General features: G+C 74.9%; 10 protein-coding genes. 4 read left to right on the forward strand and 6 right to left on the reverse strand.

The window, feature by feature from the left end:
- From ACGFQ9_RS37030 to ACGFQ9_RS37045, 4 genes are read right to left on the reverse strand one after another with little or no spacing between them, the layout of a single operon-like run.
- Positions 1–243 (reverse strand): acyl carrier protein, encoded by a 243-nt coding sequence (locus ACGFQ9_RS37030; RefSeq protein ID WP_393580186.1) that lies wholly within the window; start codon positions 241–243, stop codon positions 1–3.
- Positions 240–1,325: a threonine/serine dehydratase gene (locus tag ACGFQ9_RS37035; RefSeq protein WP_393580187.1), complete on the reverse strand. Its 1,086-nt coding sequence runs from the start codon at positions 1,323–1,325 to the stop codon at positions 240–242. The genes ACGFQ9_RS37030 and ACGFQ9_RS37035 overlap by 4 nt, the downstream gene beginning before the upstream one ends.
- Positions 1,322–2,827, reverse strand: coding sequence for an amino acid adenylation domain-containing protein (locus ACGFQ9_RS37040; protein ID WP_393580189.1), 1,506 nt, complete (start codon positions 2,825–2,827; stop codon positions 1,322–1,324). Before ACGFQ9_RS37040 ends, ACGFQ9_RS37035 begins: the two co-directional genes overlap by 4 nt.
- On the reverse strand, positions 2,827–5,247 hold the full coding sequence (locus ACGFQ9_RS37045) for a lantibiotic dehydratase (protein ID WP_393580190.1): 2,421 nt from the start codon (positions 5,245–5,247) through the stop codon (positions 2,827–2,829). The genes ACGFQ9_RS37040 and ACGFQ9_RS37045 overlap by 1 nt, the downstream gene beginning before the upstream one ends.
- 180 nt (positions 5,248–5,427) lie before the next feature.
- Here ACGFQ9_RS37045 and ACGFQ9_RS37050 point away from each other — a divergent pair, with 180 nt between their 5' ends.
- From ACGFQ9_RS37050 to ACGFQ9_RS37060, 3 genes are all read left to right on the forward strand, one after another.
- Complete coding sequence (locus ACGFQ9_RS37050) at positions 5,428–5,643, forward strand: MbtH family protein (protein ID WP_393580191.1); 216 nt, start codon at positions 5,428–5,430, stop codon at positions 5,641–5,643.
- A gap of 139 nt (positions 5,644–5,782) precedes the next feature.
- Positions 5,783–7,069, forward strand: coding sequence for a VWA domain-containing protein (locus ACGFQ9_RS37055; protein ID WP_393580192.1), 1,287 nt, complete (start codon positions 5,783–5,785; stop codon positions 7,067–7,069).
- Positions 7,069–7,854: a hypothetical protein gene (locus tag ACGFQ9_RS37060; protein WP_393580194.1), complete on the forward strand. Its 786-nt coding sequence runs from the start codon at positions 7,069–7,071 to the stop codon at positions 7,852–7,854. Before ACGFQ9_RS37055 ends, ACGFQ9_RS37060 begins: the two co-directional genes overlap by 1 nt.
- Before the next feature lie 190 nt (positions 7,855–8,044).
- Here ACGFQ9_RS37060 and ACGFQ9_RS37065 read toward each other — a convergent pair whose 3' ends face one another.
- Positions 8,045–10,237 (reverse strand): M4 family metallopeptidase, encoded by a 2,193-nt coding sequence (locus ACGFQ9_RS37065; protein ID WP_393580196.1) that lies wholly within the window; start codon positions 10,235–10,237, stop codon positions 8,045–8,047.
- Positions 10,238–10,372: 135 nt separating this feature from the next.
- On the opposite strand from ACGFQ9_RS37065, the gene ACGFQ9_RS37070 reads away from it, so the two are divergent.
- Positions 10,373–11,338 carry a LysR family transcriptional regulator gene (locus tag ACGFQ9_RS37070; protein WP_393580197.1) on the forward strand — a complete coding sequence of 322 codons (966 nt, stop codon included), beginning with the start codon at positions 10,373–10,375 and terminating at the stop codon, positions 11,336–11,338.
- Between the two features lie 29 nt (positions 11,339–11,367).
- Here ACGFQ9_RS37070 and ACGFQ9_RS37075 read toward each other — a convergent pair whose 3' ends face one another.
- Positions 11,368–13,041 (reverse strand): DUF4157 domain-containing protein, encoded by a 1,674-nt coding sequence (locus ACGFQ9_RS37075; protein ID WP_393580199.1) that lies wholly within the window; start codon positions 13,039–13,041, stop codon positions 11,368–11,370.
- Positions 13,042–13,303 lie beyond the last annotated feature (262 nt).

The following is a 13,303-nucleotide window of genomic DNA, read 5'->3' on the forward strand; positions in this document are numbered from 1 at the left end:
TCACACCCGGACGAGATCGGACTCGACGACCGCCGCGAGGTCGGCCGGCGTCGGGTAGGCGAAGACCAGCGCCACCGGGACCTCCGTGCCGAGGGCCTCCTCCAGGCGGGCGGTGATCCGGAAGGCGGTCAGCGAGTCGCCGCCCCACTCGTAGAAGTCGCTGTTCTCGTCCAGCCCGTCCACCCCGAGGGTCTCCCGGTAGGCGTCGGTCACCAGCGAGGTCAGGTCCTGGGTCGTGGTCATGAGAAGTCCTCCTGCGCGGTTCGGTGGTCGTCTGCCGTGCGGTTGTCGTCGTGTACCGAGTGGTGCTCGCCGCGTTCGCCGCGTTCGCCGTGCTCGCCGTGGGCGCAGTGCGCCCCGGCCGCCGCGGCCAGTGCCGTGGCCGTGTTGCCGCCGGAGACGACGGCGACGGCCCGCCCGGCGTCCCGCCCCGCGCGCAGCGCCCCGGCCAGGGCCACGGCCCCGCTGGGCTCGGCCTCCACCCCGCGGCGCCGCAGCAGCGCGGCAGCCGCGAGGATCTCGGCGTCGGACACCGCGACCAGGTCGTCGACCCGGTCGCGGACGATCGGATAGGTCACCACGCCCGGCGCCTGCGCGCGCAGCCCGTCGGCGACGGTGTCGCTCGGCGCGAGCCGCACCGGCCGGCCCGCGGCCAGCGAGCGCGCGTACCGGGGGGTGGCCGCGGGCTCCACGCCCACCACCCGCACGGGGTGCTCCCGGGCGGCCAGGCACACCCCGGCCAGCAGCCCGCCGCCGCCCACCGGGACGTACAGGGTCCGTACGTCGGGCACTTCGGCGAGGATCTCCAGGCCGACGGTGCCCTGCCCCGCGACCACCAGCTCGTGGTCGGAGGACGGCACCAGCAGCGCCCCGGTCTCCTTGGCCAGTTCCCCGGCGTGGGCGTCCCGGTCGGCGACCCCGCCCGGCACGGTCACCGTACGGCCGCCCAGGGCGCGGATCGCGGCGGCCTTCACCGGGCTGGCCCCGGCCGCCAGCACCACCGTCACCTCGATGCCGAGCGGCCGGGCCAGCCGGGCCAGGGCGAGCCCGTGGTTGCCGGAGGAGCCGGCGACGATCGCACCGGCACCGAGCGCGAGCACCGCGTTCGCGGCGCCGCGCAGCTTGAACGAGCCGCCGTGCTGCAGGTGTTCGGCCTTCAGGAGCAGTCCCCAGCCGGCCCTGCGCCGGCCCGGCGCGGGCAGCCCGGGCAGCAGCGGGGTGCGCCGCACGTGCCCGGCGATCCGTTCGGCCGCTTCGGCCACCACGCCCGGGGGGACGGGCGGAGCCGGCAACGGGGCGGGGGAAAGTAACGCACTCGTGGTCATCGGCGGCCTCCGGTTTCGGTCAGGGCACGGCGGTCCGCCTTGCCGCTGCGGGTGGTGGGCAGCCGGTCCAGCCGCTCGAACCGGCGCGGCATCAGGTGCGGCGGCAGCGTCGCGCCCAGGTGGGCGCGGAGCGCCGCGTCGGTGGTGCCGGCCAGGGCGCCGGTCACATGGGCGACCAGGAACACCCGGCCCTGCCCGTCCGTGCCGGGCGTCACCACCGCCCCCGTCACCCCGGGGTGCGCCAGCAGCGCGCCCTCGACCTCCGCCGGGTCCACCCGGTATCCGCGGATCTTCACCTGGCGGTCGCCGCGGCCCAGGTACTCCAGGCCGCCGTCCCCGGTCCGGCGGGCCAGGTCCCCGGTCCGGTACATGCGCGTCCCCGGCACCCCCCACGGGTCCGGCACGAAGCACTCGGCGGTGCGGGCCGGCCGGCCTCCGTAGCCACGGGCCACCCCGGCGCCGCCGATGTACACCTCCCCGGCCTCCCCGTCCGCGACCGGCTCCAGCGCCGCGTCCAGCAGCCGTACGGCGACCCCGTCGATCGGGGTCCCGACCAGGTCGGCCCGGGTGTCCGGGGCGGCCGGGACGGCGTACCGGGTGGAGGTCATGGTGCACTCGGTGGGCCCGTACTGGTTCACCAGTGCGCCTGCCAGCAGGGACCGGCCGCCCGCCGCCAGGAACGGCCGCAGCGACTCCCCGCTGGACACCACCAGCGTCACGCCGGCCAGCAGTCCGCCCGCACCGGGCTGCCCGGCCAGGAAGGACAGGAAGGACGGGGTCACGCTGAGCAGCGCGTTCACGCCGTGTTCCCGCACGGTCGCGCCGAACTCCTCGGCCCGCAGCAGGGCCGAACGCGGTACGAGCACCAGCCTGCCGCCCGCCAGCAGCGGCGCGAAGGTGTCCCGGACCGAGGCGTCGTAGCCGGCCGGGGCCAGCTGCAGGGTGACCGTGTCCGGCCCCAGCCCGTACGCGCGGACCACGAACCGCAGGTAGTTGTCAAGGCCGCGGTGCTCCACCAGGACGGCGCTGGGCTCCCCGGTGCTGCCCGAGGTGTGGCTGACGTACGCCAGCGCCCGCCCGTCCGGCGGGCCGTCCGGGGCCGGGCCGGGCGGCACCGCGCCGGGCCGGTCCAGCAGCACCGGCTCCCCGGGCACCAGCGGGCCAAAGCGCACGGCGCCGGCCGAGGTGGTCAGCAGCAGGTCCGCGCCGCCACTGCGCACCAGCGCGGCGAGCCGGGCCGGCGGCTGCTCCACGTCCAGGGCCAGGAAGGCCGCGCCGGAGCGCACCACGGCCGCCAGGGCGACCACGGCGTCCACGCCGCGTTCCACGGCCACCGCGCACACCGTCTCCGGGCGGGCGCCACGGGCCCGCAGCAGCAGGGCGAGGGACTCGATCCGGGCGGCCAGGGCGCCGTAGGTGACCTCGCCGTCCGGGGTGGTGACCGCGACGCGCCCGGGGGTGCGGCGGGCGTGCGCGGCGATGTCGTCGACGAAGGTGCGCATCACGCCTCCCGCGGCGGCTCTGCGGGGCGGTCACCGGGCGCGGGCGCCTGCCCGACCGCCGTCTGGTCCACGGCCACGAAGCGCAGCTCCGAGGTGTACGTCCGGCCTTCGTCGTCGGTCAGCCAGGCCTGCTCCGGCGTGGGCAGCATCTCGCTGACCTTCAGCCGGGCCCCGGGGTCCTTGCGGGCCAGCCGACGGGCCGCCTTGGCGAGGATGGTCACGTACACGGGACTGTCGAAGTCCACGTAGAACGGCCGGGGTTCGGTCGGCGAGACCACGAACACGAAGCGCGGCAGGTCGCGTTCGCGCTGCCAGTGCCGGGCCCGCACGTACCGCTTCGCCTCCGACTTCTCCTCCGCGAAGGCGAGTTCGGACACCGGAAGCGACCAGGTCTCCCGGGCCACCACCATCCTGTCGATGCTGATCCTCGGGGTGTGCTCGCCCTCCGGACGGAGCGTGAACTTGTCCATGACCCGCTGGGTGAGCGTGTTGGCGTACACGTCGAGCACGTCGAAGGCCGCACCGTCGGGCAGCACCGCGACCAGCTTCCCGGCGCGGTCCTCCACCGCCACGTCCGCGCCGAGCACCGTGCGCGGCCGGTGCGGGTCGCCGGTGTCGTCGATCACGGCGACGTAGTAGTCCTCGGGCCGGTCCAGCGAAGGCCGGCTCCGCGTCGACCAGCGCAGCGGCAGCTCCTTGGGGAGCTGCGGGAACAGCCGGGGACCGGGGAAGTCACGGGAGGTCTCGGCCAGCAGCTCGTTCCGGTCGGGGTGCTGGTGGACGAAGAGGGAGGCGCCCATCGTGTTGAGCGCGCAGTGCATCTCGCCGAGGACCAGCTCGAACTCCCCGCGGGCCACGGCCGCCCGGTCCTCGGCGACGACCAGCACGTCCGGGCTGAAGTAGCGGGCCAGCGACCAGCCGGCACCCGGCTCGTCGAACTCCTCGCGGACCCGCTCGGCGATGTCCGCGGAGGACACCCGGACGCTGCGCGCGCCCTCGGGCACCTCCAGGATCCGGGCCCACTTGGCCCGCAGCTCGGCGTGGGCCTCGTCGATGATCCGGCCGGCCTGCGGGTGCGGGGACGGAAGCGTGGCCATCCAGAGCTGCCCCAGGTCGACCCGGCCGTCCGGGCCGGCCGCCGCGCGCAGCTTCCCGTACGCCTCGCCGATCAGCGCGCCGATCTCCGACGCGACCCGGTTGGTCATCCAGCGCGCCGCCGTCAGGCACAGTGCGAGCGGGCTCAGTTCGCCGAGGAGGCCGGTGCCCAGGGTGGCGGTCGCCGCCCGGCGGGCGTCGGAGTACACCAGGCCGCGGCAGGGCGCGGTCCGCGACCCCTTGGACCGCTGGGCGTCGGTCGCGGTCAGCGCGGCGAAGTCCGCCTCCAGCGCGCCGATCGCGGCGGTGAGGGCCTCGGCGTCGAGCCCTGCGGCCTGCACGGCGTCCCGCCCGCGTTCCAGGACGGCGAGCTTCGCCAGCGCCGGCTCCCGGACCTCCGGGTCGCCGATCCTGCCGAGGATGGCGCGCAGCTCCCGGTCCGGGTGGGTGCCCGAGGGCACGTCCAGCCGCCAGTACGCCCACCGCCTGGCGACCAGGGCCTCCACCGCCGCGGTCGCCGCGTCCGCGGTGAGGCCGGTGTCGGCGGCGATGCCGGCCACCGTCCGCCGGCCGTCGCAGCGTTCCAGCACGGACCGCAGCACCGGGTCGATGTCCTGGGGCGGCCGTCCCGGCATGTTGACCCGGGCGCCGCCGGCCCCGTTGCTGGCACCCTCGCCGCCGGCGTCGCCGTCGGCGTCGATGCGTACGAAGGACACCCGGCGGGGCGGGATCCAGGCGCGCACCGCCGGGTCGGCACCCAGGGTCTTGGCGAGCGCGTCGATCGCCCAGCTGGCGAAGTACACACGGGAGTCGGCGAGGAACCCGGAACCGGGATCCACGTCGATGTCCCGGGTGCCGAGGTCCCAGCGGCCCCAGCCGACCGGGCCGAAGAACCCGATCGTGTCGTTCTTCACGCAGAACCGCTGCCAGTAGTGCGCCACGAGCTCCTCGCGCTGCCGCGGCATGCTGGTACGGCTCCCGGCGGTCGGCGTCCAGTTGAGGAACGGGGCGATGCCGGTGCGCAGCACGGCCGGGTTCTGCCAGGCCACGGCGGCCCGGAAGCGGGGCGAGGCGGCGATCTCCTGGAGCAGCACCGCGGTGCGCACGGCACCGGAGTCGAAGGACTCCGCGAAGGTGTCCCACTCCTGCCCGGCGAGCTGGTCCCCGGGCCCGAACTTGTCGGCGGCGAGCGCCAGCCCCGGTGGGGCCATGCGCAGCACCCCCTCGGCCGGGAAGCCGGGCCCGCGGAGGGCGAAGTGCTCCCACAGGCGCCACCCCCCGGTGGGCAGATGCACGTTCTCCGGGCTGTCCGGGCTCTCCGGCATGACGACTCCTTCCAGGCTGGCTGCGGAAGAACCCTGCCGGGGCGGACACCGGGCCGGACAGGGAAGGAGCGGCAGCGTCCTCCGCCGGTCCTGCTGCGCGTTTGTCTCTGTGGCCGGCCGGTCCCGGCGGGGCAGGCTGGCCCCGACCACGACAGCGGGCGAGTACGGGAGGACCGACAGATGACTCACGGCGACGGCGACGAGGCCGGTTACCGGGTCGTGCGCAACGACGAGGAGCAGTACTCGATCTGGCGGGCGGACCGGGAACTGCCGGCCGGCTGGCACGCCGAGGGCACGGCGGGCACCCGCCAGGAGTGCCTGGACCACATCGGCCGGGTGTGGACGGACATGCGGCCGCTGGGCCTGCGCCGGCGGATGGCGGACTCGGCCGCCTGACCGGCTCGCCCTCCCGCGAAGGGCCGCGGGAGCGCGACGGCCGTACGGGGGCGGGCGGGGGTGGGCGGGGTCGATCCGGGCCGCGCCCACCCCTCGGTCGATTTTTGGCCGGTGGGACGATCCTCAATACGATCCGGCGATGATCACAAGACAACGGCTGGCGGCCGGAGTGTGCGGACTGCTCGCCGCACTGGCCGTCGGACTTCCCCCCACCCCCGCCGCGGCCGACGCCCCGGCGGCGAAGGAACCCCCCAAGGTCGAACTGGTCCTCGACGTCAGCGGCTCGATGCGCGCCACCGACATCGACGGCAAGTCCCGCATGGCGGCCGCGAAGCAGGCCTTCAACGAGGTCATCGACGCGGTCCCGGACGAGGTCCGGCTGGGCATCCGCACCCTGGGCGCCGACTACCCGGGCCCGGACCGGCAGCAGGGCTGCAAGGACACCAGGCAGCTCTACCCGGTCGGGACGCTGAACCGGACCGAGGCCAAGACGGCGGTGGCCACCCTCGCCCCCACCGGCTGGACCCCGATCGGGCCCGCCCTGCTCGGCGCGGCCCAGGACCTCGAAGGCGGCGACGCGACCCGCCGGATCGTGCTCATCACCGACGGCGAGGACACCTGCGCCCCGCTCGACCCGTGCGTGGTGGCCCGGGAGATCGCGGCCAAGGGCATACACCTGGTCATCGACACCCTCGGCCTGGTCCCGGACGAGAAGACCCGCCGGCAGCTGGTCTGCATCGCCGAGGCGACCGGCGGCACGTACACCTCCGTACGGCACACCGACGAACTCTCCGGCCGGGTCAGACAGCTCGTGGACCGCGCCGCGGACCCGGTCGTCACCCCCGTCGCCACCGAGGGCGGCCGGCAGTGCCAGGGGGCCCCGCAGCTGAAGCCCGGCCTCTACAGCGACCGCGAGTCCTTCGGCGAGCACCGCTGGTACCGGGTGGACGTCAAGCCCGGCCAGGAACTCCGCGCCTCCGTCAGCCTCGCGGCCGACCGGGCCGTCAACAACGACTACGGCGTGCTGATCCGCGCGACCACCGCGCACGGACGGGAGATCGTCCGCGGCTCGGAGGCCGGCGACGGGCGCACCGACGTGATCTCCGCAGGCCTGCGCTACCCCAAGGGCGAGGTCGACGAGGATGACGAGGCCTCCGGTGCCGACTCCGGTGCCGGCACGGAGACCGTGTGCCTGCAGGTCAGCAACTCCTTCTCGGCGCCCGCCGGGGTCAAGACCACCCCGGGCATGCCACTGGAGCTGACCGTCGACCTCGTCGACGGGCCCGGCGACGCGTCCGACGCCGCCTCCTTCGGGCTGGGCCGCGGCTGGTGGCTGCTCCTCGTCCTGGTACTGGCCGGGCTGCTCGCCGGCCTCGTGTGGGGCTGGCTGTCGCGCTGGCGCGTTTCCGTCTGGAGGACCAACTGATGCGGGCCGTACGCACACTGACCGCCGCGCTGCTGGCCGGCACCGCGCTGCTCGCCGGAACGGGTGCGGCCGTGGCGGCACCCTCGCCGGACGCGACCAAGAAGGACGCGGACAAGGGCTCCTCGTCCTCCGCCGCCCCGACCGAGGCGGGCACCGGCTTCCGCACCGCGGCCGCGTTCCGGCCCGGCCAGAAGGCCACCGCCTCCGCCTCCACCGGCGACTACCTGTACTGGGTGGTCCCGCTGGACGCCGGCCAGCGGGCCACCGTCAAGGCCACGGTCACCCTGCCCGAGGCGGCCTCCCGGCACGGCGCGTCGACCTGGCGGCTCGACGTGTACGACGGGCTGCGCCGCCGCCAGCCCTGCATGTACGGCGCGCAGACCGCGGCGGCCGCGAAGGAGGCCGGGTCGGTCGAGGTGTCCTGCACCCTGCGTCCCGTACGGACGGGCGCCGAGGCGTGGTCGAACGACCCGCTGCCGGGCAGCTACTACGTGCGGCTGACGGTCGTCGGCGGCCCGCAGGAGGACCTGGGCCTGCCCGTGCAGGCGGCCGTGGAGGCGTCCGTGAAGGACACGGGCGGCGCGTACGCGGTGGACGGCGCCCTCGGTGCGCCGCTGGTCCCGGGCGCGGCGCCGTCCTCGGGCTCGCTCCGTGAGCCCGAGGACGGATGGTCAGGCGGCTGGTGGTCGGACCGCTGGCTCTGGACGGCGGCGGGCGGCGTACTGGCCGCGCTCGCCGGCGTCTTCGGCTACTCCCTCACCCGGGGATCGGGCCGCCGCGCCTGACCCGGCCGGGTCGCACCACGGCCGGGGCCGCCCGGGGGAAGGACCCCCGGGCGGCCCCGGTGCGGAGGGACCACCCGGCGTACGCACGCCCCCCGGCGCACGTGGGCCGGAACGGCCGGGCTCAAGGGGTCCCGGGTCCCTTGGGTCCCATGGGTCCCATGGGTCTTGGGTCCCTTGGGTTCCGTGGGGCCTACGGGGCGCTCAGGCCCAGGGTGTAGGCACCGGATCCGCTGTAGGCGTGGACCAGGTAGCGGTAGTAGCCGGCGGTCCCGCCGTAGCTGATGTCCTCGTCGGCGCCGGCGTCACCGGAGACCGCGACGTCCACCCAGCCGGAGCCGTTCCACTTCTGCAGGTAGAGGTCGAAGTCGGTGCCGGCCGGGCCGCGCAGGCAGCCCGTGTGCGTGCCGGCCGTGGCCGAGTAGTAGTACGAGCCGTCCGGCTGGACCTGGGCCTGGCCGGAGGCCAGCGTCCCGCGGTACGTGTACTCGGAGTTGTCGCAGCCGGTGGGCGGGGTGGTGGTGCCCACGGCCAGGTTGTAGGTGACCGAGTGCGTGGCCGAGCCGGTGCCGGTGACCGTGATCGGGTAGGTGCCGTTGGCCGCCGAGGCGGAGGCCGTGACGGTCATGGTGGCCGACTGCCCGGAGGTCACCGAGGACGGGCTGAAGGAGACCGTGACCCCGGCCGGGGCGCCGCTCGCCGCGAGATGCACGGTCTGCGCGCCGCCGCCGGTGGTGGACGTGTTCACCCTGGCGGTCACCGAGCCGCCCGGCTGGACCGAACCGGAGGCCGGGTCCAGGGCGAGGGAGAAGTCCGGGGTGCCGGTGCCGCCGCAGTCGGCCTCACCGGACTGGGCGGGGACCCGGATCGCGTCCCAGGCCGTCTTGACCGCCTGGCACTCGGCGCTGCCGTAGGTGTTCCTGGCGGCGGCCACCGTGGCCTTGCGGGCCGCGAGGTGGTTCCAGGAGGAGGTCTTGGCGAGCAGCCCGCCCATGAAGATCTTGCCGGCCTTCTGGATGCCGATGCCGGTCACCGACGAGGGGCCGCCGGAACATATGGGGCTGGCGGGCTTGCCGCCGCCCGGGCTGGAGCCCTCGGCCAGCAGGTAGAACCAGTGGTTCTGCGGTCCGGCGGCGGCGTGCACCTCGGTGCCGGAGGTCAGCTGGTTGTAGCAGTTGGGGTCGTTGTTGCGGAGCGACGGGTTGTACATGTACCGGATCGGCTTGTTGTCGCCGAGGAAGTTCAGCTTCTCGCCGACCGTGTAGTCCGGGGTGTCGTTCGGGTTGTTGGCGAAGTGCTCGGTGAGCGCACCGAATATGTCCCCGGTGGACTCGTTCATCCCGCCGTTCTCGTTGCTGTTGCCGGCGCTGCCCGGGGTCCTGTCGAAGATCTCGTGGCCGTACTCGTGCGCCACCACGTCGATGCCGGTGAGCTGGTTGGTGCCGTTCTGGTTGCGGCCGTACGTGGTCTTGGTGCCGTCGTAGTAGGCGTTGACCTCGCCGAGCCCGGCCCGGGCCGGGACCATCCCGCCCTGCCCGTTGATCCCGTTGTAGCCGAACCACTGCTTGAGCATGTCCGACTCGCGCTGGGCCGCGTACATGATGTCCACGCACGCGGTCACCAGGTCGTTGGCACCGCCGTTGCCCCACGGCGAGGAGCCGGTGTACGCGCTGCCGTTCTGGCCGCCGCAGCGGAAACCGGAGCGGTTCGGGTCGGTCATCGAGGAGGCGGCGGTGTCGATGGTGACGTTGCCGTTGTGGTAGCCGCGGCCGTCGGCGTGGCGGACCTTGTCGGCCGCCTGAACGATCCTGCCGGTGTTCGCGTCCACGTACGTGTCCAGCCCGGCCGGGGCGTTCTCCGCGGTGCGGCCGGTGACCAGGGTGTGCCAGGCCAGCACCGGCTTGCCGTCCTTGACCAGCACGGTCAGCTCGGGCTTGGAGGCCTCCTCCACGGTGGCCAGCTGCCCGCGGGCGGTGGCCCCGGCGGCGGCCGCCGAAACCCTGCTGCGGGTCGACAGCTTCAGGGCCGGGGCGGGGGCGGCGGTGATGTCACGGACCTTGCCCGCGCTGTCCGCGAGCACCACGGCGTCGCCGCCGCCGTGCACCGGCAGACCGCGGTAGGTCCGCTGGTAGGAGGTGTAGAAGAGGCCGTTGGCCCACGGGGTCACCGAGGTCCGCACGAGCTTCTCGTCGGCGCCGTGGCGCAGGGCGTCGAGGCCGTTCGCGGCCGCGGCGTCGGCGGCGGCGAGGGCGAGGGACCTGCCCCGCTCGGGGGGTGCGGGCTGCGGCTGCGGGGTGGCCGCCGAGGCCGTTCCGGCGACGACGCCGGCCAGGCTCGCGGTCAGCGCGAGGGCTGCCACGGCCGCCGTCATACGGGTGCGCTGCAACGTCTGCTCCGATCAGGTGGGGGGAGACGGTGGGTAGCGCCGAGTATCGACGTGTGCATGACCAGATCGGGACATCTCTGCAGGCATAAGACCGGGGTTATGGTGCGCCGCCCGCACCTTGCATACGCTGCCGAAATGCAGCTGGAGTTGAGACATCTGGAGGCCGTCTGCCGGATTGCGGAAGCGGGCAGTCTGGGACGTGCGGCGACCCGTCTGGGGGTTTCCCAGCCGGCGCTCTCCGCCCAGCTGCGCCGGATCGAGCGGGTCGCCGGCGGCGAGCTGTTCTTCCGTGGCCGCAGCGGCGTCGAACCCACCCCTCTGGGGGAGTTCGTCCTGGAACGGGCCCGCCGCGTGCTGGGCGAGATGGACGCCCTCGCCGCCGGCGCGCGAGCCGTGGCGCAGGGTGCCGGACCGCTCCGGCTGGGCTGCATCCTGCTCGTTCTTGTCGACGAACTCCTGGGCCAGCTCGATGAAGTGACGAGCAGTCAGAGTGTCTCGGTCGAGCTGGAGCACTCCGTCACCGTGCTCACCCGGATGCTGGGCGCCGGCCAGTACGACGTGATCCTCTACGGGGAGGTCAACGACCACGAGGTCCCGCTCCCGGAAGGCACCCTGGCCCGCACCCTGATCGCGCGGGAGCCGTTCTGCGTCCGCCTCGCCGCCACCCACCACCTCGCCGGGCGGGCCGAGATCGACCTCGCCGACCTGGCCGGAGAGCCCTGGATGACCCTGGTCGAGGATGACGACGGCGGCCCCGAGGCACTCGTCGAGGCCTGCGCCCGGGCCGGTTTCACCCCCGACCTGCGGCACCGGATCACCGACCGGAAGATGCACTACGACCTCATCGCGGCCGGGCGGGCGGTCTCCCTGACCCAGCCCACCGCACCCGCCGCCCCCGGCACCGTCCTCCGCCCGCTGGCCGGCGACCCGGTCACCGGCCGGATCCGGCTCGCGTGGAACCGTTCGGCGGTCTCCGCCGAACAGGCCGACCTCCTCTACCGGGCGGCCGTCCGCGCCTACCTGGCGAACCTCGACAACAACCCGTTCCACCGTGCCTGGTGGGACGCCCGCCCGGAACTCCACCCGCGACCGGCCCCGTGACCAGGCCGGCCCGGCCGGGCGGCGGGGCCTCAGTCGAAGGCGCGGCCGATCCGGCCGCCGAGCGCCCCGCCCCCGACCGCACCGGCCACTCCCAGCCCCAGCCCGATCAGCACCAGCGCCACCCCGCCCGTCGCCACGCCCAGCCCCACCACCAGCCCGGTGCCGAACGCCGCCAGGGCCGTCCCGCCGACGAAGGAGCCCGCCGCCCGCCCCTGCGTCTCCCGCCGCCCCGGCCCCTGCGCCGTGACCACCTCGCCCACGGCCAGCGCCGCTCCGATCACCATCAACGCCTTGCCCGCGAACCGCAGACCCTTCCCGAGGGCTCCGGCCAGGGGCGCGCCCCCGGCCTGGTTGGCGGTGATCGACAGGATCTCGGGGCCGCGGGGCCCGGCGCCGGCGGCGAGGTCCACGGCCACCAGGATCTCCCGTTCCGCCGCGAGCGCCGGCTGCCCGGTCCGGCGGAGGATCTCGTTGACCCGGATGACGTCGTTCGGATCGATGCGCACCCGCACCACGTACGTCCGTGTCCTGACGCTCGGGGGAAGCAGCTTGGCGTTCTCCGCCGTCGGCTCCAGCTCGGTGAGCGAGATCACCGGACTCGCAGCGGTGGCGTTCTCCACGGCGTGGGCGTACGTGACCGCCTTGAGCAGCGCGGCTTCCTCCGCGGTGAGCGCGCCCACCCCGCCCGACCTCAGCCTCGCACTCAGCCGGGACAGGTCGCCGAAGCGAGCGCCCCGCCGTTCGAACAGCTCGAAGGCCTCCATCCGTTTGGGGATGTCCACGTCCTGGTACAGCCGGGGCCGCAGTTCGCCCAGTCCGGGATGGACGTAGCGGGTGTACACGTTCGGGGCACCGGGCGCGCCGGAACCCGGCAGCGGGTCCACGTAGCGCAGCGCCGACAGGCCCGTCGCGGACAGTCCGCCCGGCGCGTACGGAAGCACGGCGCCCGCCACGTCCGGACCGGAGCCGGGCCCGCCGCCCGACGGCGGCGCGTACGCGAGCGGTTCGACGATCTCGTACGTCACCCCGACGGGGACGACCTGCTCGCCGCCCGGCCGGGCAGCCGCCGCATCCGGAGCCATCGGAGCCCCGCCCGGCTGCCGAGCCGTCCCCGCCGCCGGCTCCGGGGCGGTGCCGCCCCCGGCCGCCGCGCGGTACCGGGCCAGCAGGGCGTCCCGCTCCCTGCCCAGCCGCAGCAGTTCCTCCCGGGGCAGGCTCTGGTCGGACAGCCTGCGTTCGTTCTCCAGCAGTTCCCGTTCCACCTCCGCCGTCCCCGGCAGCGGCTGCCGGCGCAGCACCGGCCCGTCCCCGGCCCGTCCCCGGCCCTGCTGGTGCTGGGCCACATGGGCCAGTTCATGAGCCAGCAGCCTGCGGCGACCCGTCGCGTCCCCGGCCCGGTACGGGCGTCCCAGGACCACCTGGTCGCCCACCGTGAACGCCCCGGCCCGGACGGAAGCCGCGGCCGCCTCGGCCGGGGTCCCGGTGTGCACCCGCACCCGGGAGAGGTCGAGACCCAGCCGCGAACCGAACACCTGCAGGTCCGTCCCCGGTCCCCCCGACCCCCGCTCCGCGACCAGCTGCCCGGCCAGCAGGTCCGCCTCCCGCTCCAGCGGGTCGTGGGCCGGACCGACCACGGGCCTGGCGGGCAGCGGCGGCGGCAGCGTCATCCCGGCGGCCCGCCGGGGGGTGCTCACGTGGTGCATCGGCGACTCCCGGACCCTGCCCGTGCTGTCGAGTGCGTCGGCCCGGTACTACCCCGGCGGCAGAAACGCCAAGCGGGCGCGAACCGGGCCCTCGGGGGCACGGGGAGGGTGCACGGCATCGCCTCCAGGGGGTCGTCAGACCGTGGTGGACGGTGAAACATGGCGTACTTGCCCGTCGTTCGCCGGTTGTACGACGGGCCGTCATGCACGTGCCGCCGGGCGGTCCCGATGGGGCGCTGTTCTGTACGCGCCCCTCGTATGC

Source organism: Streptomyces sp. NPDC048603, from assembly GCF_043199475.1.
GTDB lineage: Bacteria > Actinomycetota > Actinomycetes > Streptomycetales > Streptomycetaceae > Streptomyces.

Excerpts from the sequence above, each read along its gene's own strand:
- ACGFQ9_RS37060 (WP_393580194.1), top strand. The coding sequence starts at position 7,069 with ATGCGGGCCGTACGCACACTGACCGCCGCGCTGCTGGCCGGCACCGCG.
- ACGFQ9_RS37050 (WP_393580191.1), top strand. The coding sequence starts at position 5,428 with ATGACTCACGGCGACGGCGACGAGGCCGGTTACCGGGTCGTGCGCAAC.
- ACGFQ9_RS37035 (WP_393580187.1), bottom strand. The coding sequence starts at position 1,325 with ATGACCACGAGTGCGTTACTTTCCCCCGCCCCGTTGCCGGCTCCGCCC.
- ACGFQ9_RS37075 (WP_393580199.1), bottom strand. The coding sequence starts at position 13,041 with ATGCACCACGTGAGCACCCCCCGGCGGGCCGCCGGGATGACGCTGCCG.
- ACGFQ9_RS37040 (WP_393580189.1), bottom strand. The coding sequence starts at position 2,827 with ATGCGCACCTTCGTCGACGACATCGCCGCGCACGCCCGCCGCACCCCC.
- ACGFQ9_RS37045 (WP_393580190.1), bottom strand. The coding sequence starts at position 5,247 with ATGCCGGAGAGCCCGGACAGCCCGGAGAACGTGCATCTGCCCACCGGG.
- ACGFQ9_RS37030 (WP_393580186.1), bottom strand. The coding sequence starts at position 243 with ATGACCACGACCCAGGACCTGACCTCGCTGGTGACCGACGCCTACCGG.
- ACGFQ9_RS37070 (WP_393580197.1), top strand. The coding sequence starts at position 10,373 with ATGCAGCTGGAGTTGAGACATCTGGAGGCCGTCTGCCGGATTGCGGAA.
- ACGFQ9_RS37055 (WP_393580192.1), top strand. The coding sequence starts at position 5,783 with ATGATCACAAGACAACGGCTGGCGGCCGGAGTGTGCGGACTGCTCGCC.